Here is a 26,472-nt window from a genome sequence, read left to right as displayed (position 1 = left end):
GCTTAGACCGGGCGTCGCGCCGCAGGCCGAGTACGCTCCAAGGGGGTAACATTATTGACGAGAAGGGTCACCGACCGATAGTCCCAACGCCAGCGCGCCGTGGGTGCCAGCGCCGCCAAGGCGGCGATAGCGGCGGGCTTCGCCGCAAAGGAAAGGCTTTCCGTCACCCGCAGTTGCGCGACAATATCGTCACCGACGCGCAAACGCAGACGCAATGCTGTTTGGCCAGGGTATTTACGGAGCACAACAAGCAGATCTTGCGGAGCCACATCTGTAGCGACATCCAGTTCCAGGGTCAGTTGGGTAGCCAGCTCCTCGCGCGCCTGCACCGTACCCAGCACGCGCAGGGCATTAAGCCGCAGACCACCAGAATAGCTGTCCTCGCCCACCTCACCCAGAACCAGCACTGGTTCCTCACCCTCCCCGACTTTGCCAGCTCGCGCCCAGACTTCGGCGAAGACGACGACCTCCAGCCGCCCCCGACCGTCGTCGAGGGTCAGGAAATAGATACGATCGCCACGCTTGGTCCGGGTGCTGCGCCGCGCCACCACCAACCCGGCCACCAATACCGTGGTCCCGCTACGGATGTCTCCAAGAGGCACCGTTCCCAGAGCCGCCAGATCATCCCGCAGACTGTCCATGGGGTGACCACTGAGATAGAAGCCCAGGGTTTCCCGTTCCTGACGCAGGGTTTCGGTAAGGCTCCACACTTCGGCCGACACCAGCGGCGGAGCTACCGGTAACGCTTCCTGCCCACTAAACAACGATTCTTGCAGGCTCACCTGACTGTTCTGAAACTGCGCAGCTGCTTCAACACCACTATCCACCGAAGCGATCAGACTGGCCCGCGACACGCTCCAGTCATCCATGGCTCCGGCGCGAATCAACGCCTCCAGGGCACGGCGATTGATCTTCTGGCCATCCACCCGGCAGAGCAGGTCGAAAAGACTCAGGAAGGGTCCCTCTCTACGAGCGTCGAGAATCGCCTGAATAGCCGCCCGTCCCAAGCCCTTGATGGCGCCCAGACCAAACCGGATATCACTCTCTCCCTCCGGTCGAAACTCCAGCACACTGCGCTGAATGCTCGGCGGAGCAATCCGCAGGCCCATGCGCGCGCACTCGGCAATCATGGCCACCACCTTGTCGGTGTGGTCCATATCGGCGCTCAGCACAGCTGCCATAAAAAACTGTGGATAGTGGGCCTTCAGATAAGCGGTCTGATAGGAAACCAGGGCATAGGCTGCCGAGTGCGACTTGTTAAAGCCATATTCAGCAAATTTTTCCATGAGGTCGAAGATGGCCCCGGCCTGATCTGCGGCCAAACCATTTTTGTGGGCACCTTCCAAAAAAATACTGCGCTGTTTGGCCATTTCCTCCGGCTTTTTCTTGCCCATGGCCCGTCGCAGCAAATCGGCGCCGCCGAGGGAATAGCCCGCTAACGCCTGGGCGGACTGCATGACCTGCTCCTGATAGACGATCACGCCGTAGGTTTCATCGAGAATCGGCGCCAGATCCGGATGCAGAAAAATCACCGGCGCCTTACCATGCTTACGGGCGATGAAGTCATCGACCATACCTGACTGCAGCGGCCCAGGCCGGAACAGGGCAACGAGCGCAACAATATCTTCAAAGGTATCCGGTTGCAGACGCCGCACCAGATCGCGCATACCCGACGATTCCAGTTGGAAGACCGCCGCGGTCTCGGTGGATTTGAGCAAGGCAAAAGTCGCCGCATCATCCAGAGGTAATTGCTGAATATTCACTGGTGCGCGGCCCACCGCCGCCGCATCGGCATTGATGAGTTTGACCGCCATATCAATGATGGTCAGAGTGCGCAACCCAAGAAAATCGAACTTAACCAGCCCCATCTTCTCCACATCGTCTTTATCGAGCTGGGTGACGTTACCCCCCCCTTCGGAGCCATCGTTGAAGAGCGGCAGACGATCGGCGAGCGGATCCGGGGAAATCACCACGCCACCGGCATGGGTCGAGGCGTGACGTGGCAAACCCTCCAGGCGCAGCGCGATGTCCAGCAGGTCACGGACATCGTCTTCCTCGGTCTGGCGGCGGCGCAGTTCCTCGGACTCCTCCAGGGCCTTCGCCAGGGTCATACCCAGATCGCCCGGCACCAGCTTGGCCAACTGGTCGACAAAGCCATAAGGCAGCCCCAGCACCCGGCCGACATCCCGTACCACTGCCCGGGCTTTCATCGTTCCAAAGGTGATGATCTGACCGACCCGGTCGCGACCGTATTTGTCGGCCACATACTGAATAACGCGGTCACGCTGATCCATGCAGAAATCCACATCGAAGTCGGGCATGGAAACGCGCTCGGGATTGAGAAAGCGCTCGAACAACAGGCCATTGCCAATGGGATCGAGATCGGTGATCCGCAGTGCATAGGCGACCAGCGAACCGGCGCCGGAGCCACGCCCCGGTCCCACCGGGACGCCGTTATTTTTTGCCCACTGGATGAAATCCGCGACGATGAGAAAATAACCGGGGAAGCCCATCTGCTGAATGACGCCCACCTCACGCAACAGACGCTCGTGATAAAGCAGCGTGGCGTCGCCACTGATACGCAACTCCTGCAAACGTTCCTGCAGACCTTTTTGCGCCGCATCGTGCAAATACTCATCCACGGACTGACCGGCGGGAATGGGGTAATCCGGGAGCGCGTAATGCCCGAGCACCAGCTCCATATTGCAGCGTCGCGCGATCTCGACGGTATTGTCGCAAGCTTCCGGCAGGTCCGCAAAACGCTCCCGCATTTCTGCGGGGTCGGGCAGGCGGTGCTCCGGCGTAAAACGCCGTGGACGTCGCGGGTCGTCCAGGGTAAAGCCTGCAGAAATACACTGCCGTGCATCGAAGGCCGCAAAGTCCGCGGCATCGAGAAAGTGGGCGTTATTGGTGGCTACCAGCGGTAGTTCCAGTTTTTCCGCCAGCGCCACCGTGGCCTGAACCAGAGCTTCCTGCCCGGCCTCGCCATTACGCTGCACCTCCAGATAAAAACGTTCCGGGAAAAGTCGTGCGTAGTGCTGTGCCCGGCCTTCCGCCTGTTGCGGATTGCGCTGCAAGGCACGCCCGATCTCCCCCTGGCCTGCCGCCGACAAGGCGATGAGACCATCGCTCGCGCCCTCCAGCCACGCTGCGTCGATTTGCGGACGGCCGTGGCGCGCCCCCTCCAGATAAGCCCTGCTGAGCAGGCGGCTGAGGTTGCCGTAACCGGTTTTATTCATGCACAGCAGGATAAGGCCGGCGGGCTGTTCCGGCTCCGCCGCATCATGCACCCAGATCTCGCTGCCAATCACCGGTTTGACGCCCTGCCCCCGGACAGCGTTATAGAATTTGACCAAAGCGAAGAGGTTACCGTGATCGGTGATCGCTACTGCCGGCATACCGCGCTCCGCACAGCGCCTGGCCAGCGCCTTCACCGGGATAATGCCATCCTCCAGAGAATACTCGGAGTGTACATGCAAATGGATAAATTGCGGCGTACTCATCGCTGCGCCTCCCAGGCCCGATCGACCGGTCCGAAGCCTCGCCGATGCAGCGTGCATGGTCCCCAGCGTCGCAACGCCTGGAGATGCAACGCCGTGCCATAGCCCATATGCCGCGCCAGTCCATATTGGGGGTAATACCTGTCGAGCAACTGCATCTCTTCATCCCGTGCCACTTTGGCGAGAATACCCGCGGCGGCAATGGCATCCACCCGGCCATCGCCACCCACCAGTGTCGCCACTTGCCAGCCGGGGGGCGGCTGGTTGCCGTCGACGAGAATCCGTTGAGGTCGCCGGGGCAGGCCGGCGATAGCCCGCGCCATGGCACGCAACGATGCCTGGAGAATATTGTAGCGCTCAATCTCCCAAACCGCAGCCCAGCTCAGCGACCAGGCCAAGGCCTCACTGCGGATACGCACGGCCCAATGCGCCCGTGCGGCCGCCGTCATTTTCTTGGAATCATCCAGACCATGAAGCGGTGCGCGCAGAATCACCGCCGCAGCCACCACCGGCCCCGCCAAGGGGCCCCGCCCCGCTTCATCCACACCCGCGCACCGAGGCCCATAGTGTTCCAGGATTGGGGCGTTTTTCATGGATTCATCGGCGTCACGCCAGCATCTCGCGGAGTACCTGCTGCAATTGCTCGGGTGGATCACCTTTCAGTAGACCACGCAGTTTCTGCAATTTCGCCACCTGCTCGGGACCCGCCGAGCCAAAAAGCGCTGCCAGTGCGTCCGCCACTTGCGCGGGCGCAAAGGCCCCCTGGAGGAATTCCGGGTACACGGACTTTTTCAGCAGAATATTAGGCATAGCCACGAAAGGTGTCTTCACCAGTCTTCGGACGAAAGCAAAGGTGAGTGCGTTCAAAATATAGACGACAACCGCCGGGCGCTGCATGAGTGCGGTTTCCAGTGTAGCGGTACCGGAGGCGACCAGCACCACGTCAGCGGCCGCTAGCACAGTTTGCGTCTGAGCGATCACCAGCCGTGCATCTTCCGGCCCGGCACCCTGTTTCCAGAGCCGCTCCCAGAGAGGGCATAACTCCTCTCTGGCCAAGGCCACCAGAATCCGCAGATCCGGCATTTGTTCGCGCAAAAGTCGCGCGGTTTCGGCGTAACGCAATGTCAACCGTTCCAGCTCACCACGTCGACTGCCGGGTAGAAGCGCAAGCACCTGGCCATCTGTCGCCATGTCCAGCGTTGCCCGCGCGTTTTCCCGATTTGGCGCGGCGGCAGTCTGCACCAATAGAGGATGTGCCAGCACATGCACCGGCACCCCCGCCAGTGCATAAATGGGCACCTCAAAGGGAAAAAGAACCAGCATGTGGTCCACCACGCGCTTGATCTGATGAATCCGCTGCGATCGCCAGGCCCAGATCTGTGGGCCTACCACGTAGAGCACACGAATGCCTAGTTTTTTTGCCATCTTGGCAATGTGCAGATTGAAAGCCGGATGGTCAATCAGCACCACACAATCTGGCCGTTCCGCCCGCAGATGCTGCCGAATCTGCCCATAGAGCCAGCGCAGACGGCGGTAATGTCGCAAGACTTCGACCAACCCGACCATCGCCAGCACTTCACCATCGGCAATATTTTGCACTCCCGCTGCCTGCAGGCGAGATCCAACCACCCCCGACCACTGCAGATCGAGTCCGGCCTGCGCTGCATTCAACATGATTTCCAGCCCGAGATTTTCGCCGGAACGCTCTACCGCGAGGATAAAGGCCTTGCTCAAGGCCTTAGCCGTGCAGGGTGCGACGGATCACGGTAGCGATCCTGGCAATCTGCTCCTCACGCAGTTCCGGAAACATGGGCAACGAGAGTACCCGCTCCGCCAGACGCTCTGCCACCGGACAATGGGCGTGGGCCTGGTGTGCAAACATCTTCTGCTGATGTCCTGGAATCGGATAATAAATGGCGCTGGCAATGCCTTCAGCATGGAGGGCGGCCTTCACCGCATCCCGCCCGTTCAACTGAATCGTAAACTGGTGGAATACGTGGTGATAACCTGCGGGAGATTCCGGCAATTGCAGGTCGAGACCCGCCAGATGCTCAGCGTACCATTCTGCGGCCTGCCGCCGCCCGGTGTTATAGGCCACCAGATGCGGGAACTTCGCCCGCAGAATCACCGCCTGCATCTCGTCAAGGCGGCTGTTATAGCCCAGCACGTCATGGTGGTAAGTCTGCCAGGAACCATGGTTGCGCAGTCCGCGCAGTTTACGTTCCAGCTCCGCTTCCGCCGTCACTACCATGCCACCGTCTCCGGCAGCACCGAGATTTTTGCTGGGGAAGAAAGAAAAACAGCCGATATCGCCAAAGCTGCCCACCCCTTGGCCGTTGATTTCGGCACCAATGGCCTGGGCACAATCCTCAACCACCCGTAAACCATGCTTCCGCGCGAGCGCCATGATAGCGGGCATCTCCGCGGGCAAGCCGTAGAGATGTACGGGAATGATCGCTTTGGTCCGCGGCGTAATGGCCGCCTCGATACCGGCCACGGTCATCGCGTAAAAACGATCATCCACATCCACGAAGACCGGCGTAGCACCCACATAAAGCACGGCTTCCGCAGTCGCAATGAACGTAAAGGTAGGGACGATCACCTCGTCGCCGGGACCGATCTCCAGGGCACGCAGAGCCAGCATCAGGGCATCTGTACCGGAAGCACAGCCTACACCGTAGGCAACGCCAGAGAGGCCTGCTACCTCCGCCTCCAGCGCACGCCCATGATTTCCAAGGATAAAGCTGGACTCGTCCAGAATTTTCCCTATCCCTGTCAGAATCTCATCCCGCAGCGGCGCAAAGTGTGCGCGCAAATCAACCATGGGAATTGCTGTATTTTGAGTCATGCATCACCGTCCAAAAAACGTCAAGACCAGCACCAGTATGCCGCTCAGTGCTGCAAAAAAGCCTCCACGGCCACCCGCACCTGCAGCGCCGCCGCCAGCACCCGCCGACCTGCAATGCCATCGCAAAACACCGGCCGGTGCGCTGCGATGGCGTTCAGGAAATCCTCGATCTCCGCCGCCAGAGCATCCCGTTTGGGTAACTCCACGGCCTCATCACGCACACCGGGAATTCCCGGCACGGCTCCCGCACCGCGATGGTAGATATGCAGGGTATTATTGAGAAAATCCACCGAGGCGTAACGATCCTGCCAAAAGATACGCATGCGCCGCGCTGGTTCCCGCACTACCCGGGAGGCTGCCAGATTGGCCACGGTGCCATTATTCAGCGTCATCCAGGCATTGGCCATATCCGCCTTGTCTGTCACTGCCGCGACACCCACGGCGCGCACGTCTACAGGCTCGGCGCCAGTCAGCAGCAAAGTCAGGTCCAGATCGTGAATCATCAGATCCATGATCACGTCGATATCCAGCGAGCGTGGCTTGAAGGGCGCCAGACGCTCCGCCTCCAGGTAGCGGGGCGCTCCGTAGCCAGCTTGCAGCAAATGCTGAATAGCAGGATGTACCCGCTTGATATGACCAACCGCCAGCACCAGATGGCGCTCCTGCGCCATGCCGATCAGCGCATCCGCTTCTTCGGTATCCAGAGTAAAGGGTTTTTCGACCAGACAATGTACACCAGCCTGCATGGCGGCTTCCGCCGCCGCGAAGTGGATAGAGGTGGGTGTGGCAATGGACACCGCATCCACTTCAGCCAGTAACGCACCAACGCTGGGAAAAGCATGGCACCCCAACTCGGCGGCGACCTCCGCGGCCCGTTCCCCATCCTCATCAAAAACACCTGCCAATTTTGAGATTGCGGCATATTTCTGCGCATGAAAACGGCCAAGATGGCCAACACCAATAACGCCGGTTCGTATATTTCGTAGATTGATCATGGTCGGGTAATTCCGCGATGCGTATTACGAATAAAATCCAAAAGGTAAGCCACCTCTGGAGCAGTCAATCCGCGCTGCATAACCTCATCCATCGCATCCTCCAGACGGCGCCCTGAGCGGAAGAGCAGGCGATAAGTCCGCTTAATCTGCAAAATGGTCTCCCGGGGAATCCCCCGCCGAGCCAAACCGCGCACATTAATGCCATGCAAACTGGCGTGATTACCTGCCGCCATCATATAGGGCGGGATATCCAGAGGAGCCATGGTCCCGCCGCCGAGAATCGCGTGAGCCCCCACCCGTGCATACTGATGCACTGCCGACAGACCACCAAGGATGGCGTGATCTTCGACACTGACATGTCCGGCAAGTGTTGCCGCATTGGCCATCACCACCTGATCGCCGATACAACAGTCATGCGCCACATGACAGTAAGCCATGAGGAGGTTGTGATTACCAATCCGCGTCATTCCACCACCCTTCACGGTGCCGCGGTTGATGGTCACAAACTCACGTACTGTATTGTGCGAACCGATTTCAAGCGCAGTAGGTTCACCGTTGTAGCCAAGGTCCTGCGGAGCGGTGCCAATCGACGCAAACTGAAAAATATGGTTATAGGCTCCCAATCGGCTAGGGCCTTCAATCACTGTATGCGCACCGATCTGGCAGTGATCGCCAATTTCCACCCCTGCACCGATGACAGCAAAAGGCCCGACTATGCAGCCCTCGCCGATTCGGGCCAAGGGATCGACGAGAGCCTGCGGATGAATCTGCGAGGTCATTGGGCATGCTCGCGCAATGTGGCCAAAAGCAGCCCAGAAGCGACTTCCGCGCCATCCACCAGCGCTACCGTTTCCATCTGCCACATGCCGGAACGTCGGCGGCTCACATTGGCGATGAGTTCCAGCTGATCACCGGGCGTCACCGGCTTGCGGAAACGTGCCTTATCTATCCCGGCAAAATAGACCGCTGCATTCTCGCCATTCTTGTCTTCGGAAACAAAGGCGAGAAGGGCCGCCGCCTGGGCGAGCGCCTCAATGATGAGCACGCCCGGCATAACCGGGAACCCTGGGAAATGCCCCTGAAAATACGGCTCGTTCATGGTGACATTTTTCAAAGCACGTAAGCGTTTCCCTATCTCTATTTCAACCACCCGATCCACCAGCAGAAATGGATAGCGATGCGGCAAGCGTTTAAGAATATCCTGAATATTCAGTTCATTCACGATCAGACGGCCCCCCGTTTGTAGATAAATCCTGCTCGACTTCACGCTCGACCCGCTTCACCCGCCGAAACAGTGCATCCAGCCCGTCGAGACGCGCGACGACACGTCTCCAGCGATTCACTTCCTGTGCAGGGATCACCCCGGAATAAACACCGGAACGACGCAACGAACGAGTCACCGCGCTCTGTCCAGCAATTACACAACCATCGGCAATTTCTATGTGACCGGCAATCCCTACCTGACCACCAATACGGCAATGACAGCCAACCCGCGTACTCCCAGCAATACCTGTCTGTCCGGCGACAACCGTATGCGCGCCGATCTGGACGTTGTGCCCAATCTGCACCAGATTGTCTATCTTTACCCCATCTTCAATCACCGTGTCTGCCAGCGCACCTCGGTCAATGCAGGAGTTGGCACCAACCTCCACGCCATTTCCAATAAGTACACGACCCACCTGCGGTATCTTCAGAAACCGGTCATCTGCCTCGGCAAAACCAAAACCATCGGCACCAATCACCGCGCCCGCATGGAGGATGCAATCGGCGCCCAACTTGCAGCCCGCATAAATTTTAACGCCGGGGTAAAGATGTGACCCTCGTCCTACCTCCGTGCCCGCACCGATAAAGGTACCGGCCTCCAGCCAGACACCTGCCGCGATCACCGCTCCAGCCTCTATCTGCACGTAGGCATCAATGCGGGCACCAGGATCTACCTGCGCGTCGCGCGCCACCTGTGCCGTATAGTGCAACCCTGGCTGAGGCACCGCGACCGGGTGCAGATACTGCATGACCCGTGCAAAGGCCGCATAGGGATTATCCGTCAGCAGACACTGGCCCGCATACGTCTCAGCATCCTGCGGTGTCAAAATTACCGCCCCCGCCTTGCTGGCCTCTAACTGCCTGCGCAGGCGGGAATCCTGGTAAAATGTCAGCTCACCACTACCCGCCGTTTCCAGTGGCGCCAGTGAAGTGATCCTATATGCAGCGTCACCACGCAACTCGGCGCCCGCCACCGCCGCAAGATCGCTGAGAAGGTATTCCTTGCGCACCACGCTATTTACTGCCAGCCGACTGAGCAGGAACTGGTTTATTCGCCATCGCTGCCACTACTTGCGAGGTAATATCAATGGCGCCATTGACATAAAGCACCGATTTATCATTGAGGATAACCGTATAATGTCCGGCACGCCCAATCCTGCCCACCACTCTGACCAATTGATCCTGTATATTTTTCAGAATACGATTACGTTGGTAATTCAAACTATCCTGAGCCTGTCGCTGGAACTGCTGCAAATTGAGAATCATATTTTGCAATTGCGCCTCTCGTTCCCGCCTTTGGGTATTGGTCAGATGCGGGAAATCCTTTTCCAGGGTCTTTTGAAAGGTATCGACCTGTTGCCGCCTAGCCTGGATTTCCTTCTGCTTCGCCTCTATCTGTTTGTTGAGACTCGTCGCGCCAGCCTGCGCCTCGGGCAATTCGCGCAACGCGCGGTCGAGATCCACGAATCCAATCTTCAGCGGGTCCGCCCACGCCATCGCCGAAGTCAGCATTAACAGGAGAACCATTCCAATACGCAATTGCCAATTCATACCCTAACACCGCACCATCAAAAGTTATTACCCACAGTGAACTGCAAGGGCTGGGTCAAATCATTCGGCTGCTTGTTGAGCGGTACGGCGACAGACAGGCGCAGCGGTCCCATCGGGCTGATCCACAGGAAACCGATACCCGCCGTCGTCCGCATTTGTCCCAAACTCGGGAAGTAATTATTTGACGATGAGCCATCAGCATTGACACCATAAACCCACCCGCTGGCCGTAAACAGAGACATCCGGAAATTATTATTGTCTGCGAGGCCCGGAAGCGGGAAATACAAGCTGGCATTAAACAGCAACTCACGAGTACCGCCGACGGGATAGCCACCCACTTGTGGCCCTAACGAATAGGTCTGATAACCCGGCAAGGTGGTCGGACCACCCAGATAGTAGTTATTAAAGAATGGCACGCCTAGACCGCCGTAACCGTTGATAAAGCCATAGCGCCCGCTCAAACCACCCGTCAGCCAAGAAGTAATGGGATGGTAGTAGTCCGCTTTAATCTCTGCCTTATACCAGCGCAGTTTCGCGGGGGGCACCGCCGCCTTCAGCGCCAGACTTCCGTAGAAACCTTTGGTGGGAAATATCGGGGAATTTCGGCTATCATAAGTCAGGTCATTTCCAATCGTCAACGCTGTGGCCGTGTTACCAAATGTCTGGACATATTGGGAGTAAATTGCCGGCGGACTAGCAAACAGATTAATCGTCGTGTTACTAAAACCCAACGACATATAATCATAGACATACTGCATCACCGGGATACCCAGTGTGGCAGTTCCACCGTAATCTATTTCCTGATAAGGGGCTACGGATAGAGTGGAAAGATTGGTGTCGTTCCGATACAGACTGAAGCCGAGGCTGATGCCGTCAGGCGTAAAATACGGGTCTGTGAAGGAAAGATTATACGCCGTCCCCAGGCTGCCCACATTCGCCGAGAAAGACAACGCGTTGCCCGTACCCATAAAGTTGTTCTGACTGATCGAACCGTTGAACAAGATACCCTGGGCATTGGAGTAGCCGACACCGATACTAAAGCTGCCCGTAGGTCTTTCGCTCACGTGGACATCCAGATCCAGTTGATCAGGATGCCCAGGAACCGGTACGGTTTTAGTATCAATTTTGTCATAAAAGCCTGTTTGCTGCAGACGCATCTTAGAGCGTCGGATCAGCGCACCATCATAAAGCGCGCCTTCCATCTGTCGGAATTGACGCCGTACCACATAGTCCCGGCTTTTGTCATTACCGGTGATCTCAATACGGCGAATATAGACCTTGCGACCTGGGTCCACTGCAAAGGTCAGAGCCACTTCGTGAGTTTTTTCATCTACTTTAGGCACCGGCGTGGTATTGGCAAAAGCGTAGCCCAAGTCTCCCAACTTATCTGCAATAGCATTATTGGTGTCGTTGATCTTGGCTCGGGAAAACACTCCTCCGGGCTTGATCTCCACCAGTTTTTCCAGTTCCGGCTTCGGCACGACCAGATCGCCACTCAGCCCCACCGATTGAATATGATAGAGATCCCCCTCGCTCACATTGACCGTGATATACACAAAACGTCGGTCAGGAGACACCTGTACCTGGGTGGATTCGACATCAAAATTCAGATAACCCCGGTCCAAATAATAGTTATGGAGTTTCTCCAGGCCCTGCATAAGCTTTTCACGCGAGTAACGATCATTCTTGGTAAAAAAGGAAAATGCATCCGGCGCACCAATACTGAAAAGGCTGCGCAGACGGCTTTCACTGAAGGCATGATTACCAACAATGGTTACCTGCTTGATGGTCGCTTGCTCGCCTTCCTGCGCGTCAATATGGATGACTACCCGGTTACGCGGTAATTTTTCCACTCGCGCCTGGATCTTGGCATTGTAATAGCCCATGCCTTCGTACTGTTCCTGCAGGCCATGCACCACCTGATCAAGAACCGAACGATTAAAGATGTGCCTGTCCACCAGGCCGACACCCTTGAGTGTGCCATTCACCTCACTTTTGGAAAAAGCCTTGATGCCCATCATCTTGATGCCGGAGATGATGGGCCGCTCCTGCACGATGACCAGCAGATTGTCGTCAGAGCGGGCAATGGTCACATCCTTGAAGAATCCCGTAGAATAGAGATCTTTAATGGCCTGCTGCGCCTTCTGGTCATCCACCTGCTCGCCAATATGGATGGGCAGGTAGTTGTAGACTGTACCGGGCGCGATGTGCTCCAGGCCACGAATTTCTATATTCTTGACCGTAAAGGGCGTAAATGCCCAGGCTGGTGCCGCCCAAGCGGCGGCAACACAAGCCACACCGGCAGCGAAAAGGATGGGAGGGGGCGAACTGAGGCTGAATTTTTTCACGGTGTCAGCAATCTCATAATATCATTGTAGAAGGCGAAGGACATGAGCATCAAAAGCAGCACTATACCGATCTGCTGCGCTTTTTGCACCACCGCCGCAGGGAGTGGTTTACCACGTACCATTTCCACGGCATAAAATACGAGGTGGCCCCCATCCAGAATCGGAATGGGCAGAAGATTAAGCACCCCCAGACTGATACTGATCAGCGCGAGAAAAGACAAAAATGGCGCCAGACCGGCTTGTGCAGACTGCCCGGCAAATTCCGCGATGGCAATCGGACCGCTGATATTATCCGGGGATACAAAACCCTGCACCATTCGCACGATCATCTCGACGGTCATGAGCGACATCTGCCCAGTCGTTCGCACCCCATAGATTAGGCCCTCCAGAGGGCCGCGCTCGCGCCGTACGATCAAATTTTTGGGCAACGGTGCCATGATGATACCGATACGACCTACCGGTTTTCCGGCCTTGTCGAGAAACATCTGCGGGGTGAGACTTACGGCTTTTGCAAGCCCTTGCGCCGTCAGATAACGTAGTTGGATGACTTTATCGGGGTGCGACTCGACATGCCGGGCCAGACTTTCCCAACTGGAAATCCGATGACCATCCATGGCGACAATGCGGTCTCCTGCCCGCAACCCGGCCAGTTGTGCCGGGCTATGCGGCTCTACAGCACCGATGACGGCGGGCAGGTAGGGCTCCATCCCAATAACCTTACTGATAAAGTCTGGCCCCACAGCGTCCGCGGCAAGCACCTGCAGAGACAGCACATGGGTCACCTGAGCACCGTCACCGCGCATCGTCTGTAGGATCACTGGGGTACGCGCAACCGCTGCTGAGAGGAGCCCCATACGCATATCCTCCCAGGTATGGACAGGTCGCCCGTCGAGCATCGTGATACGTTCCCCCGGACGCAATTGCGCCTGAGCCGCAAGGGAATGATCCTGTACCAAACCGACGATGGGCGCCAATCCCGGGATACCGATCCATGCCACGCCCGCATAAGCCACGATGGCAAACAGGAGATTGGCCAGCGGTCCCGCCAAGGCAATCAAAAAGCGTTTACCGGGCGCAAGGTTATCAAAGGCCCGTTTACTGTCTTCGGCCGGGACTGGCTCACCGCCCTGTTCGCCGAGCATTTTGACGTAGCCACCCAGGGGTAGTGCGGCGATCACATATTCCGTCTGATCTCGCCCCCAACGGCGGCTGATCAGGGTCGGCCCAAAGCCTACACTAAACTTAAGCACCTTGACGCCCATCAATCTGGCGACCGCGAAGTGACCGGATTCGTGGATCAGCACGAGGATGCCGATAGCCAGAATAAAGGCCCCTATGGTCTCAAGAATTTGCATTTGCTCTCAGGAAGGTCACTGCATACCCGATCTATGGTGGCTAAGATGGCGGACTGCGGCTTCCCGTGCGAGCCGATCGACAACCAACACCGCATCCAGATGATCCGGGGCGGCAGGCTGCAATTCGTTGAGTGTGTCTTCAACAACGGCCGCAATACGCGAGAATGGCAGGGCGCCATCCAGGAAGGCCTGCACCGCCACCTCGTTGGCCGCGTTCAGCACAGTCGCTGCGGCACCGCCCGCCCGCAGGGCATTAAAGGCCAGCGCCAGACAGGGGAAACGTTGCAAATCTGGCTCTTCAAACTGCAAGTCCGGCCCGCGCGCCAGATCCAGAGAAGAAACCCCACTTTCCATGCGCTCCGGATAGGCCAGGGCATGGGCAATGGGGGTGCGCATATCGGGGTTACCCAATTGTGCCAGCACGGAGCCATCCACATATTCCACCATGGAATGGATGATGCTCTGCGGATGGATCAATACATCAATATGGGATGCGGAGAGATTAAAGAGCCAATGCGCTTCGATGACCTCCAGACCTTTATTCATCATGGTCGCGGAATCCACGGAGATTTTCCGGCCCATGACCCAGTTGGGATGGGCGCAGGCCTGGTCCGGCGTTACGGCCGCGAGACGCTCCACGGGCCAGGTCCGGAAAGGTCCTCCGGAGGCCGTCAGCAGAATGCGGCGCACGCCTTTGCCTTCGGCAAAGCACTGGAATACGGCATTGTGCTCACTATCGATGGGGAGCAGTATCACCTGATGATGCCGTACCCGCTCCATGAACAAGTTACCCGCCATCACCAGACATTCTTTGTTGGCCAGATAGACTTTTTTTCCAGACTCCACCGCCGCCAGGGTCGGTAACAAACCGGCGGCACCCACAATGGCCGCCATCACTTCATCAACACCGGGCATACGCGCTGCTTCTGCCAGCGCCTCCCGACCACTTTCCACACGGATATTCTTCAGACCCGCATCAGCCAGGGCAACGCGCAACTGCTGCGCGGCCTCTGGAGCGGCCATTACCACCAACTCAGGATGATGCTGCACGCACAATGCCTGCATTTCTGCGACACGGTGATTACCGGTGAGCGCAACGATCCGAAATTGATCCGGGTGGCGCGATACCACATCCAAGGTACTCTTGCCGATGGAGCCTGTAGCCCCGAGTATGCAGATGCCTCGTGTCATTTCCACCAACCCAGATAATAAAGCCCGGCTACAAACACCGGGATGCCCGCACTCATGCTGTCCAAGCGATCCAGCAGGCCGCCATGCCCCGGCAACAACTGGCCACTATCCTTGCAATCGGCGCGGCGTTTCAGAAAGCTCTCGGAAAGATCTCCCAAGACCGCAAAGGTGCCCGTAACCAAGCCCAAAACGGCGCCGGAACGAAGGCTCGAGACCGCCGCACCTATCCACATCCAAGCGCCCAGTGTGCCCATAATGGCGCTGGCAAGCAAGCCGCCCAGCAAACCCTCCCAGGTCTTGCCAGGGCTGATGCGTGGTACTAATCGATGACGCCCCCAGATTTTACCAAAAGTCATCGCACCCACGTCATCCGCACTGATGACCAGAATCACCCATAACAAAAACTGTGGGGTACGCTGCTGCAAGGACAGACTGAATAGCAGTGCCGGTAAAAGCACAGGAAACGCCGTCATAGCGGTCACCGGGCGCTGCCAGGCCGCAGCCTCGCGTAACAGAGAAGGCGGCGTCAGCATCAGCAGTGCCGCGAGCAGCCCCCACCAGATCACGCTGCCCTGTGCCAGCGCGGACCAGGAAAGACACTGCGAGGAGATGAGCATCGGAAGCAGCGCTGCCAATACCAACGCCAACGCATTTGGCCAGGCTATCAGACTAAGATGCCCCCACTCCTGCCCTGCCAAGAAGGCCAACAATATGAGGAAAGCGAGAAAAACCCAGAAAGGTGCCCAAAAAATCAGCACAAGAACCAGCAAGAATAACAAGGAGGCAGTAATCAATCGCTGGCGGAGCAATCGCCCTCCAGAACCTGGTCACCCGTCCGTCCGAAGCGGCGTTGCCGATGCGCGAAAGATTGCAGAGCGTACTCCAAAGCCATGCGGTCAAAATCCGGCCAAAGCGTATCACTGAAATAAAACTCGGTGTAAGCCAACTGCCAAATCAGGAAATTACTGATGCGCTCCTCGCCACCGGTACGAATCAACAGGTCGGGCTCGGGGATGTCTGCCAGGCAGAGATGCTGGGCAATGTGTGCCTCCGAGAAGTCTTCAGGGGCGAGTTCCCCCGCCTGCACTGCCGCCATGGCGGCGCGTGCTGCCTGCACAATATCCCAACGTCCACCGTAATTCACTGCAAGATTGAGTTGGAGCCGCTTATTGTTACAAGTGAGCGCCTCCGCCTCTTCGACGAGCTGGCGTATATCGCAATCCAATGCACTGCGATCGCCGATGATACACAGGCGAACGCCATTCTCATGGAGTTTACGAGCTTCTCGCCGTAACAATAGGCGGAAGAGATTCATCAACAAGCGCACTTCGAGGACCGGGCGCCGCCAATTTTCGGTGCTGAACGCAAAAAGCGTCAGGTAGGGAATACCGATATCCACGCAGGATTGCACCATTTCCCGTACCACTTCCGCACCGCGCCGATGACCAGCCACCCGCGGCAAGTGCTGACGGTAAGCCCAGCGGCCATTGCCATCCATAATGACGGCAATGTGGCGCGGCATGGCAGGCAGGTTTTCGTCAGCAGAAGACATGCGTTCAGACCTCCATGAGGTCAGCTTCCTTCGCCTCCACCACCGCGTCCACTTCATCAATAAAGCGGTCCGTCAGCTTCTGAAATTCTTCCTCGGCGCGCCGTTCTTCATCTTCCGAGATAGCTTTCTGCTTGTGCAGTTCCTTAACCTGAGAAATGCTGTCGCGACGGATGTTACGAATAGCTACACGCGCACCCTCACCCTCCTGCCGGACCACTTTGACCATTTCCTTGCGGCGTTCTTCGGAGAGCGCTGGCAACGGAACCCGCACGTTATCCGAACCTGCCACTGGATTCAGGCCCAGGCCAGCATCGCGAATCGCCTTATCAATCTTCGGAATCAGATTTTTTTCCCACGGCGTGACAAGCAGCGATCGGGCATCGGCAACCGACACAGACGCAACCTGCGCCAGGGGCGTCGGCGCCCCATAATAGTCCAATTGCACATGGTCAAGCAGTCCGGCACTGGCCCGGCCCGTCCGCAGCCGGGTGAGCTCCCCCTTCAGAGACTCAATGCTCTTCTTCATCCGGGTTTCGGAATCCTTTTTAATTTCTTGAATACTCATGCAATCTCTCTGTGCACCGAAGTGCCTTCCTCTTCACCCAGCATCACCCGCATCAAAGCGCCGGATTTATTGATGGAAAAAACGATGATCGGCATGTCGTTATCACGGCAAAGGGTGATGGCCGTTGCATCCATGACCTGCAGATTCTGCTCTAGCACCTGGCTATAGGACAATTCCCGGTAGCGCATGGCCTCAGGGTGGGTGACTGGATCATCGGTGTAAACACCATCGACCTTGGTTCCCTTAAGCACTACCTCGGCATTGATCTCCACAGCGCGCAGACTGGCCGCCGTGTCGGTAGTGAAAAAGGGATTACCGGTACCAGCACCAAAGATCACGACCCGCCCCTTCTCCAGATGACGGATAGCCCGCCGCCGGATATAGGGCTCCGCCACTTGCTCAATATGCAGCGCCGACAGCACCCGAGTCGGCAAACCCAGATGTTCCAGGGCATCCTGCACTGCAAGCGCATTCATGACCGTCGCCAGCATACCCATGTAGTCGGCGGTAGCGCGATCCATGCCTTCGGCCGCCTTGGCCATACCCCGGAAGATATTGCCGCCACCAATCACGATAGCGACCTGTACTCCGGCATCAGAAACGTCCTTGATTTCCCGGGCCATACGCTGCACGACCTCACGGTCGACACCATACTGGCCCTCGCCCATGAGCGCCTCCCCGCTGAGTTTGAGGAGGACGCGGGAATACACGGGCGCAGTCATTCAGGACCCCCGGACTTGTGCCATAACCTCGGTGGCAAAATCCGCGGTGGGGGCCTTTTCAATTCCCTCACCTACTTCGAAACGTACAAACTCCAGCACCTCGACACCCGGGAAGCCCTGCACCAGCTGACCGACACTGCGATCAGGATCCTTGACGAAGGGCTGCCCAGTGAGCGCGATTTCGTTGAGCAATTTGTTCAGACGTCCGGAGATCATCTTCTCGATGATGTCTGCGGGCTTACCACTGTCTGCCGCCTGCACAATGAGAATTTCTTTCTCACGGGCCAGACGCTCAGGAGAAACCTGGCTGGGATGGATCACCTCGGGACGTGCCGCCGCCACATGCATGGCCACATCACGACCGAGTTCACTGGTCGCCGCCTGGCCGTCCAGAGCGACGAGCACACCAATGCGGCTGCCATGGATATAAGCGCCGACCACGCCTTCTTTGACCTGCAAATGCTGCAGACGGCGCAGACTAATGTTCTCGCCGAGTTTGCTGACCAGCCCCTTGCGGCGTTCTTCCACTTCCGCATCGGCCAGTAAGGCATCTGCTTCTTTGAACCCCTGCGCCAGTGCCTGCTCCGCACAGTCTTTCGCCAAGGCCAGAAAATCTTCATTTTTGGCGACAAAATCAGTTTCACAGTTTACTTCGAGCACTACGCCCCGCTTCTGGTCACCACTGAGGGCGGTGACAACTACCCCTTCTGCGGCTACCCGATTCGCCTTTTTGTCAGCCTTGGCCAGACCACGCGCGCGCAGGAGGTCGATAGCAGCCTCCATATCACCACCGGCTTCGGTCAGTACCGTTTTACATTCCATCATGCCGGCGCCGGTGCGCTCGCGCAGTTCTTTGACCTGTTGTGCACTGATAGCCATGAATGCTCCTTGGTTTTGATGAATACTTTAGTCGGCGTCGATTTCGATCGTTTCTTCGTCGACCTCGACAAATTCGTCGAGCAGCGCTGATTCGCCACCCTGACGGCCGTCGAGAATGGCATCAGCCACCAGAGCGGCATACAGACGAATGGCGCGGGTGGCGTCATCGTTACCGGGGATGGGATAGTCGATGAGCAGCGGATCACAGTTGCTGTCCACCACGCCGATCACCGGGATACCCAGCTTGCGGGCTTCCAGCACGGCAATATTTTCATGGCCGACGTCGATCACGAAGATAGCGTCCGGCAGACCGTTCATGTCTTTGATACCACCGAGACTGCGCTCCAGCTTGTCACGCTCGCGGGTCAGGGTGAGCACCTCTTTTTTCGTCAGCTTTTCCATGGTGCCGTCGGCCGCCATCTGATCTAATTCATCGAGACGACGAATGGATTGACGGATGGTCTTGAAATTGGTCAGGGTACCACCCAACCAGCGCTGATTGACAAAGAAGGCGCTGCTGCGGCGGGCTTCCTGCTCGACCGCCTCGCGTGCCTGGCGCTTGGTGCCGACAAAAAGGACACGGCCATGCTTGCGGGAAATCTGCTCGATAAAGCTCAGCGCGGTGCGCAGCATCGGCAGGGTGTGTTCAAGGTTAATGATGTGAATGCGGTTACGCTCACCAAAGAGATATGGCGCCATCTTCGGATGCCAGTAACGGGATTGATGACCAAAATGGACGCCAGCTTCCAGCAGGGCGCGCATGGTTACATTGCTGCTCATAAGGTTTCTCCAGTTTTCAAGGGTTATGATCCGCCACGCACCCCAGGCAGCCATCCTTGCGGACACCCGGCTGATCTGTATCGGCACGTGTGAGTATTAGGCCGAAGCCCAGCGCGTTTTAGCATAAAACCACGCCTTCTGGCAAATCGTCGTAAGGTTCAGATGGCCTGAAGTGCCCGTCTTGCCCATCATAATGTGGCCACAGCGCGCTATTCACCGCGCCCATGCCCATGCCACCACCAATACACCCCCGCTCCCGCGATCAACAGCAGCAGGAGCAGGATCTGCACATGCTGAACACCTTGCAACAGGCTCTGTAGCGAAGCACCGAGAACGTAACCCATTCCGGCGATGGCCGCCGCCCACACCGCCGCGGCAGCCGGGTTCATCCACAGATAACGCCGCGCTGGGTAGCGATGTACTCCCAGCAAAATCGGAGTAATGGTGCGAGTGCCGTAGATAAAACGGAAGAGTAGCGTCACCCAGTCACCAAAACGGCGAATCAAGTCCTCGGCCTGATTTACATGGCGGCGCAGAAAGCGCGGCAGAATATTCAACAGGCGTTCGCCATAACGATAACCGAGTTGGTAAAGCACCTGGTCGTTGAGGGTACTACCCAGCCAGGCAACAAATATCACCATGGGAAGATCCAGAACGCCCGCATGCGCCAAGGCGCCGGCAACAATCACCACAGCTTCCCCTTCCAGCAGGGTGCCAATAAAGAGAATCCAGTAACCATACTGACGCAGGAAGACGATAATCACCGCCAACGTAATGGGTTGAAGATGCAGCCAGCTCAGCACCTCGTTGATCACATCAATGGTCGCATCCTCCACCCCTTTCTGCCAGGAGCTTCTCCAGCATGCGCAACAATAGCAAAGGTGCTGGCGGACGCAAATTGGTTCTGAGGGCGGTCAAGAAATGCTATCCAGGCTATTCCGGTAATCCTCGAGAAGCGCATCGATAATATGCGCCCAGGTTTGACCTTCTGCGCGTTGCCGGGCACGCTGGCCCATTTCCCGTAAATGCGCACGATCCATAAGCAGCTGACTGATGGCACTGGCAAAATCACCCTCTAGGGGAAGCAGGACGCCTTCATCTGGCGAACGGAAATGTTCATTGACACCAGAGGCGTCATAGGCCAGTACCGGCAAGGCGCTGGCCATGGCCTCCAGCACGACGTTACCAAAAGTCTCGCTACAGGAGGGGAAACAAAACAGATCCGCACTCGCATACCATCGCGCCAGATCCTCACCCTTTTGTATGCCCTCCAGGGAAAAACCGGCGAGGTTCTGCCTGGTGAGACCAGTCAACAGGGGGCCGTCGCCGATCAGGGCGAGATGCAACTTGCCCGGCCCTCGCCAAGTTTTCCACAAGCGTTCGTAAGCGTTCATGAGAACGGGTAGATTTTTTTCATGAGCCAGGCGTCCAACATAAATCAAGAGCGCATCGTCCTTATCCAGCCCAAGTTGTGCACGCAGCGCAGCGCTGCGTCGGCACGGATTGAAGAGCGCCGTGTCCACCCCGCGTCTCCACATGGCGAGGTTCAGGAAGCCCTGCGCCTGCAGGTGGGCGAAAGTTCCTTGACTGGGTACCAGGGTTTTGCGGGTGGCATTGTGGAAGCGCCGCAGATAGCGCAAGACCAGCCCTTGCAGGAACTGCAAACGGTAATGCCGGGCATAGCCGTCAAAATTTGTATGAAAACTGCTCACCACGGGGATTTTAAGGTGACGGGCGGCCCGAAGTCCGGCGAGGCCCAACGGGCCTTCCGTGGCAATATGTACCAGATCCGGACGCAAAGCCTGCAACCGCTGACCGATGTGGCCAGACAAGCTGTACCCCACCCGAACCTGCGGATAGAACGGTAAAGACAGGGCACGAAACAGGTCGCCCCCTGCCCTTTCACCCGTCTGCCGCGGACGTAATATGGTAACCCGATAACCTCGCTCATGGAGATGTTCTACCATGCGCTGCAGCGTATGGGCTACGCCGTTCACCTCTGGTGGATAGGTTTCCGTGATGAGGGCCAGGTGAGCAAAACCGTCTGACATGCGTGCCCCACGCCTCGTGTCGATAAAACAAAGGGTTTAGAGGATTACCATTGCAGGCAAAAATCTGGCGTGATCCACTCCTGCTCCTGCTCCAGATCGGCAGCCATCAGTGGCATTTCTGTCAGCCATTTCTGTGGTAATGCGAGGATCAATTTTTTACCGGACACAGTCAAACTCGGAGGTGCCGCCAGCGGGGTCGCGCCACGATGAAACAGGATAGCCAAGCGGAGCAGAATCGCCAATTGCTGCAACGCCACTACATCCTCAGCCGCGATACCCAGAGCACGTAACTGCGCGTGGCTAGGCAGGCGTTTTCGCTGGGCGCGCACGAGCGCTGCAACAACGCCCTGCTCACGACGGGAGAATCCCGCAATATCGGCATTCCGCCAGACATATTCACCATGTTTGTGAAATCCCGAATGGGCGATGTCGAGGCCGATATCATGGGTCATAGCGGCCCAGTGCAGCCATTGCTGATGCCCGCCGTGGAGCGGCCAGGATACGGATGCCGTCTTGAAAAAGTGCGCCGCCCACTGCGCTATGCCCTGGTTACGCTGCACTTGGCTGTGAAAGCGTTCCTGCAGGCTGCGGATACTCATCTCCCGGGTGTCTTCCTGATGGATGCGCCCGAGCAGGTCATAAATGGCCCCCTCGCGCAAAGCGCCCTCAGAAAAACGCATTTCCTGTAGACGCAAGGACTCGAAGAGCGCGAAGAGAATGATGAATCCACCCGGAAAAACGGCGGCACGATCCGCCTTCAGGCCCTTCAGCTGGGTCAGCGCACGTACTGAACCGAGACGCGTCATTTGCTCACGCAGCCAGTGCATGCCCGCGTGGGTGATGCGCGAACCCTGACCGTTCTCCGCGAGGACACGGGCAATCGCCTTGATGGTACCCGAAGAACCCACCGCCTGATCCCAGCCATGGCGGAGAAAATCATCGAGCATGGGTTCTACCGCCATACGCACCCGTTTTTCAAGACGCTCACAGGCGGCCGCCGTAATCAGTTCATCGGGAAAGTAGGCCCGGGTAGAGGCCACACAGCCAAAATGCAGGCTTTCCCGCAGATCAGGGGTAAAACCCTGGCCCGCAATCAACTCCGTACTACCTCCCCCGATATCCGCAACCAAACGCCGCTCACGCGCGTCTACCGCCAAGCTGTGCGCCACGCCGAGGTAAACTAGACGCGCTTCTTCCCGGCCGGCCACGATTTCCACCGGGTAACCGAGCGTTTTTTCGATGGCGCGCACAAAGTCTTCTCCAGCACTCGCATCGCGCAAGGTATTCGTGCCGATCACCCGCACCCGCTCCGGGCGGATACCGCGGAGACGCTGACCGAAGCGCGCCAGACAGTCCAGTGCGCGTTGTTCTACCGCAGGATCAAGGCTACCATCATCGCGCAGACCTTCAGCCAGACGAACGCCTTCACGCAAACGATCATGCAGACGGATATCAGAGCCAACTTCTTCTGCAACCACCATATGAAAGGAGTTGGAACCCAGATCCACGGCCGCCAGAAAGTTTTTGAGTTCTGCTGTGGCTGTGGATTCCACCATGGCTATTTCCTCTGGATACTTTGTTCTACCTCATCTAACGGAACATGCCGGACACTTTTCCCTTTAGCAAGATAAATGACGTATTCACAGATATTCCGGGCATGATCGCCAATACGCTCAATGGCCTTGGCGATAAAAAGCGCATCAATGGCCGGGGTGATGGTACGCGGATCTTCCATCATGTAGGTAATCAGACGGCGCAGGGCAGAACGGTATTCCTGATTGAGCACCTCATCGCCTTTGGCGACGGCAATGGCTTCCTCGGCATCTGCACGGGCCAGAGCATCCATGGCGCGCCGCAACATGTTCAGGGCATAGTCCGCCATGACGCTCACGTCTCTGAGAAAGGCCGGATTGTCGTTACGCGCGCCATGTCCCATGGCCAGGGCCATGTCGGCAATTTTGCTGGCCTTGTCGCCCATCCGCTCCAGATCCGCAACAGTCTTGATCAGCGTCATCACCAAACGCAGATCACTGGCGGCAGGCTGACGTGTAGCCAGAATATTGATGCACTCTTCTTCAATACGCACCTCGTAACCATTCACCTCATGGTCACGGCCAATCACCTCACGGGCCAGTTCGGCATCTGACTCCTGCAATGCCTTGACAGCATTGGTGATTTGCTCCTCCACCACCCCCCCCATGGCAAGGACCAAGGCGTGGACCTCATGGAGTTTTTCATCAAAACGCTGGGAAATATGTGGTTCTTTGTCCATAGCTGCGCTCCTTAACCGTAGCGACCCGTGATGTAGTCTTCTGTCTGCTTTTTTTCGGGATTGGTGAATAACTGATTGGTAGGCCCAAATTCCACCATCTCGCCGATATACATAAATGCCGTGTAATCAGAGACGCGCGCCGCCTGTTGCATGTTGTGGGTGACGATCAGAATCGTAAATTGATTGCGCAGTTCGCTCACCAGCTCTTCAATCTTGAGGGTAGCAATAGGATCCAACGCCGAAGTCGGCTCATCCAGCAGGATCACCTCTGGTTGCACCGCCACTGCGCGCGCGATACACAGGCGTTGCTGCTGTCCGCCGGACAACCCCAGCCCACTCGTCTTGAGCTTATCCTTCACCTCCTCCCAGAGGGCTGCCTGACGCAACGCCTGCTCCACCCGTTCGTCCATCTCCACCTTGCGTAATTTTTCATAGAGCTTGATGCCAAAGGCGATATTGTCATAGATGGACATGGGAAAAGGCGTTGGTTTCTGAAATACCATACCAACTTTGGCGCGCAGCATATTCACATCCGTGCCGGGAGCGAGCGTATTCTCACCATCCAGCAGTACCTCGCCGGTCGCCCGTTGCCCGGGGTACAGAGAATACATGCGATTAAAGACCCGCAGGAGCGTCGACTTGCCGCAACCCGATGGCCCGATGAACGCTGTCACCTGATTCTCGGGCATTTCCAGATTGATATCTGTCAGAGCCCTGTTGCTCCCGTAAAAAAAATCCAGGTGGCGGACGGATATTTTGGTTTTCTGAGGTTCCGACATTAACGCGGACTCCTGTCTTTGATAAGAAAGCGAGAAACGAGGCCCAAGACTAGCACAGCCATGGCAGCTATCAACGCACCCGCCCAGGCCAGATGCTGCCATTCCGGATAAGGACTCATGGCAAACTGAAAAATGACTACGGGGACATTGGCGATCGGCTTGTCCAGATTCATGCTGAAGAACTGATTATTGAGCGCCGTGAACAGCAGCGGTGCGGTCTCGCCGCTAATCCTCGCGACCGCCAGCAGAACCCCGGTGAGTATACCAGAACGCGCAGCCCGATAACTCACCTGAACGATCATCTTCCAATGGGGCGCCCCCAGAGCCAGGGCCGCCTCACGCAGGGTGCCGGGGACCATGCCCAGCATCTCATCCGTGGTACGCAGGACGACGGGCAAAAGCAAAATAGCCAGTGACAAGGCCCCGGCAAGACCAGAGAAGTTCCCCATGGGCACCACCATGACTGCATAAATAAACAGGCCGATCACAATGGAAGGCGCGCTGAGCAGAATATCATTAAAAAACCGGATGACCCCCGCCAGGCGGCTGCCTTGCGCAAACTCGGCGAGATAGGTGCCGGCCAGGATTCCCACAGGAGTACCAATCAGTACCGCCACGCCGATCATCAACAGGCTACCCACGAAGGCATTGCGCAGCCCGCCGATGCTGCCGGGCGCAGGTGTATCGGCTGTAAACAGTTCCAGGTTCAGGGCGGTAGCGCCATAAGAGAGGGTGGTCCAGAGAATCCAGACCAGCCAGAAGAGGCCAAACAAGGTCATGGCTACCGCCATGCCCAGATTAAAGATATTCCAGAAGCGGCGGCGCAGATAGCGGACGTTCATAGCCGTGCTCATAAGCCCGCCTTCTCTTGCCCCTGACCGAGACGCCAAAGCATCAGTTTGGCCAGCACCAGCACCACGAAGGTAATGATGAAGAGAATGAAACCCAAGGCCATGAGCGCCGATTTGTACATGGGTGAAAAAGCCTCGGCAAACTCGTTCGCCAGTGCTGCGGCGATAGAGTTTCCAGCGTCGAGCAAAGAGATGTGGAGATCGTGGGCATTACCGATCACAAAAGTTACTGCCATGGTTTCACCAAGGGCGCGGCCCAGACCGAGGAACACGCCACCGACTACCGCCGTACGGGTATATGGAAGAACCACATGGCGTGCCACCTCCCAAGTCGTGGCACCCAGGCCATAGGCCGACTCTTTGAGCAGCGTGGGCACAACCAGAAAAACATCGCGCATGATCGCCGAAATAAAGGGGATTACCATAATGGCCAGAATAATACCGGCAGCCAGCATACCGATGCCCATCGGCGGGCCGCGAAACAACGCACCAATACCGCGCAGAACACCCAGATGGTCATTGAGCCAAGGCTCTGCGCGGCCCAAAACCGGCGCAAAGACGAAGAGACCCCACATGCCGAAGATGATGCTGGGGATACCCGCCAGCAATTCTATGGCGCTACCGACCGGTTGGCGTAACCATTCGGGCGCAAGTTCACTGATAAATAACGCGATGCCGAAACTGATGGGCACGGCGATCAACATGGCGACCAGGGAGCTGACCAAAGTCCCGTAAATCGGCACCAGAGCGCCGAAGTTTTCCGTAACAGGATCCCAGGCCTCGCTCCAGAAAAAAGCGAAGCCAAAATGATGAAAGGCTCCCCACCCGCGCACAAAGAGGGACAACGCTACACCGACCAGCAGGAGCAGAACCAAAAAGGCGAGCCCGCCTGTCAGCCAGCGGAAACCACGGTCCATAACATGCAGACGCCTTGATCGCACCAGGCCGATGCGAGATGGCACAGCGGGGG

25 protein-coding genes are annotated in these 26,472 nt (G+C 57.3%); all 25 read right to left on the bottom strand.

Annotated elements, in window-relative coordinates:
- Window positions 1-2 precede the first annotated feature (2 nt).
- Entirely contained in the window at window positions 3-3,503 is a 3,501-nt protein-coding gene (gene dnaE / locus M0P56_RS00615) for a DNA polymerase III subunit alpha (protein WP_291508122.1), read from the bottom strand.
- Window positions 3,500-4,093 (bottom strand): ribonuclease HII, encoded by a 594-nt coding sequence (locus tag M0P56_RS00610; protein WP_291508121.1) that lies wholly within the window; start codon window positions 4,091-4,093, stop codon window positions 3,500-3,502. The genes dnaE and M0P56_RS00610 overlap by 4 nt, the downstream gene beginning before the upstream one ends.
- A gap of 13 nt (window positions 4,094-4,106) precedes the next feature.
- Window positions 4,107-5,234 carry a lipid-A-disaccharide synthase gene (lpxB, locus tag M0P56_RS00605; protein ID WP_291508120.1) on the bottom strand — a complete coding sequence of 376 codons (1,128 nt, stop codon included), beginning with the start codon at window positions 5,232-5,234 and terminating at the stop codon, window positions 4,107-4,109.
- A gap of 4 nt (window positions 5,235-5,238) precedes the next feature.
- Window positions 5,239-6,324 carry a DegT/DnrJ/EryC1/StrS aminotransferase family protein gene (locus M0P56_RS00600; protein ID WP_291508119.1) on the bottom strand — a complete coding sequence of 362 codons (1,086 nt, stop codon included), beginning with the start codon at window positions 6,322-6,324 and terminating at the stop codon, window positions 5,239-5,241.
- 68 nt (window positions 6,325-6,392) lie between these two features.
- Complete coding sequence (locus tag M0P56_RS00595; RefSeq protein WP_291508118.1) at window positions 6,393-7,343, bottom strand: Gfo/Idh/MocA family oxidoreductase; 951 nt, start codon at window positions 7,341-7,343, stop codon at window positions 6,393-6,395.
- On the bottom strand, window positions 7,340-8,122 hold the full coding sequence (lpxA, locus tag M0P56_RS00590; protein WP_291508117.1) for an acyl-ACP--UDP-N-acetylglucosamine O-acyltransferase: 783 nt from the start codon (window positions 8,120-8,122) through the stop codon (window positions 7,340-7,342). Before lpxA ends, M0P56_RS00595 begins: the two co-directional genes overlap by 4 nt.
- Window positions 8,119-8,565, bottom strand: a complete 447-nt coding sequence (gene fabZ / locus M0P56_RS00585; protein ID WP_291508116.1) for a 3-hydroxyacyl-ACP dehydratase FabZ — start codon at window positions 8,563-8,565, stop codon at window positions 8,119-8,121. The genes lpxA and fabZ overlap by 4 nt, the downstream gene beginning before the upstream one ends.
- Window positions 8,558-9,619: a UDP-3-O-(3-hydroxymyristoyl)glucosamine N-acyltransferase gene (lpxD, locus tag M0P56_RS00580; RefSeq protein ID WP_291508115.1), complete on the bottom strand. Its 1,062-nt coding sequence runs from the start codon at window positions 9,617-9,619 to the stop codon at window positions 8,558-8,560. Before lpxD ends, fabZ begins: the two co-directional genes overlap by 8 nt.
- A gap of 1 nt (window position 9,620) precedes the next feature.
- Window positions 9,621-10,157, bottom strand: coding sequence for an OmpH family outer membrane protein (locus M0P56_RS00575; RefSeq protein ID WP_291508114.1), 537 nt, complete (start codon window positions 10,155-10,157; stop codon window positions 9,621-9,623).
- Between the two features lie 17 nt (window positions 10,158-10,174).
- Window positions 10,175-12,505: an outer membrane protein assembly factor BamA gene (gene bamA / locus M0P56_RS00570; RefSeq protein WP_291508113.1), complete on the bottom strand. Its 2,331-nt coding sequence runs from the start codon at window positions 12,503-12,505 to the stop codon at window positions 10,175-10,177.
- The gene (gene rseP / locus M0P56_RS00565; RefSeq protein ID WP_291508112.1) at window positions 12,502-13,860 is read right to left on the bottom strand and encodes an RIP metalloprotease RseP; all 1,359 of its coding nucleotides are present in this window, start codon (window positions 13,858-13,860) and stop codon (window positions 12,502-12,504) included. The genes bamA and rseP overlap by 4 nt, the downstream gene beginning before the upstream one ends.
- Window positions 13,861-13,875: 15 nt before the next feature.
- Window positions 13,876-15,051, bottom strand: coding sequence for a 1-deoxy-D-xylulose-5-phosphate reductoisomerase (gene ispC / locus M0P56_RS00560; RefSeq protein ID WP_291508111.1), 1,176 nt, complete (start codon window positions 15,049-15,051; stop codon window positions 13,876-13,878).
- The gene (locus M0P56_RS00555) at window positions 15,048-15,860 is read right to left on the bottom strand and encodes a CDP-archaeol synthase (protein WP_291508110.1); all 813 of its coding nucleotides are present in this window, start codon (window positions 15,858-15,860) and stop codon (window positions 15,048-15,050) included. Before M0P56_RS00555 ends, ispC begins: the two co-directional genes overlap by 4 nt.
- Entirely contained in the window at window positions 15,842-16,603 is a 762-nt protein-coding gene (locus tag M0P56_RS00550; protein ID WP_291508109.1) for an isoprenyl transferase, read from the bottom strand. Before M0P56_RS00550 ends, M0P56_RS00555 begins: the two co-directional genes overlap by 19 nt.
- 4 nt (window positions 16,604-16,607) lie before the next feature.
- Window positions 16,608-17,168: a ribosome recycling factor gene (gene frr, locus M0P56_RS00545; RefSeq protein ID WP_291508108.1), complete on the bottom strand. Its 561-nt coding sequence runs from the start codon at window positions 17,166-17,168 to the stop codon at window positions 16,608-16,610.
- A complete protein-coding gene (pyrH, locus tag M0P56_RS00540) occupies window positions 17,165-17,890 on the bottom strand; it encodes a UMP kinase (RefSeq protein ID WP_291508107.1) in 726 nt (241 codons plus the stop codon). Before pyrH ends, frr begins: the two co-directional genes overlap by 4 nt.
- A complete protein-coding gene (tsf, locus tag M0P56_RS00535) occupies window positions 17,891-18,769 on the bottom strand; it encodes a translation elongation factor Ts (protein ID WP_291508106.1) in 879 nt (292 codons plus the stop codon).
- 27 nt (window positions 18,770-18,796) lie between these two features.
- Window positions 18,797-19,549, bottom strand: coding sequence for a 30S ribosomal protein S2 (gene rpsB, locus M0P56_RS00530; protein ID WP_291508105.1), 753 nt, complete (start codon window positions 19,547-19,549; stop codon window positions 18,797-18,799).
- Between the two features lie 209 nt (window positions 19,550-19,758).
- On the bottom strand, window positions 19,759-20,385 hold the full coding sequence (locus M0P56_RS00525) for a DedA family protein (RefSeq protein WP_291508104.1): 627 nt from the start codon (window positions 20,383-20,385) through the stop codon (window positions 19,759-19,761).
- A gap of 78 nt (window positions 20,386-20,463) precedes the next feature.
- Window positions 20,464-21,600 carry a glycosyltransferase family 1 protein gene (locus M0P56_RS00520; RefSeq protein WP_291508103.1) on the bottom strand — a complete coding sequence of 379 codons (1,137 nt, stop codon included), beginning with the start codon at window positions 21,598-21,600 and terminating at the stop codon, window positions 20,464-20,466.
- Window positions 21,601-21,644: 44 nt separating this feature from the next.
- Window positions 21,645-23,156, bottom strand: a complete 1,512-nt coding sequence (locus M0P56_RS00515; RefSeq protein ID WP_291508102.1) for a Ppx/GppA phosphatase family protein — start codon at window positions 23,154-23,156, stop codon at window positions 21,645-21,647.
- Window positions 23,157-23,158: 2 nt separating this feature from the next.
- Window positions 23,159-23,872, bottom strand: a complete 714-nt coding sequence (phoU, locus tag M0P56_RS00510) for a phosphate signaling complex protein PhoU (RefSeq protein ID WP_291508101.1) — start codon at window positions 23,870-23,872, stop codon at window positions 23,159-23,161.
- 11 nt (window positions 23,873-23,883) lie between these two features.
- A complete protein-coding gene (pstB, locus tag M0P56_RS00505; RefSeq protein ID WP_291508100.1) occupies window positions 23,884-24,651 on the bottom strand; it encodes a phosphate ABC transporter ATP-binding protein PstB in 768 nt (255 codons plus the stop codon).
- Window positions 24,651-25,505 carry a phosphate ABC transporter permease PstA gene (pstA, locus tag M0P56_RS00500; protein WP_291508099.1) on the bottom strand — a complete coding sequence of 285 codons (855 nt, stop codon included), beginning with the start codon at window positions 25,503-25,505 and terminating at the stop codon, window positions 24,651-24,653. Before pstA ends, pstB begins: the two co-directional genes overlap by 1 nt.
- Window positions 25,502-26,419 carry a phosphate ABC transporter permease subunit PstC gene (pstC, locus tag M0P56_RS00495; protein ID WP_291508098.1) on the bottom strand — a complete coding sequence of 306 codons (918 nt, stop codon included), beginning with the start codon at window positions 26,417-26,419 and terminating at the stop codon, window positions 25,502-25,504. Before pstC ends, pstA begins: the two co-directional genes overlap by 4 nt.
- Window positions 26,420-26,472: the final 53 nt, after the last annotated feature.

This window comes from Acidithiobacillus sp., assembly GCF_023229925.1.
In the GTDB taxonomy this organism is placed as follows: Bacteria; Pseudomonadota; Gammaproteobacteria; order Acidithiobacillales; family Acidithiobacillaceae; genus Acidithiobacillus.
This window is presented reverse-complemented; position numbering and strand designations above follow the sequence as displayed.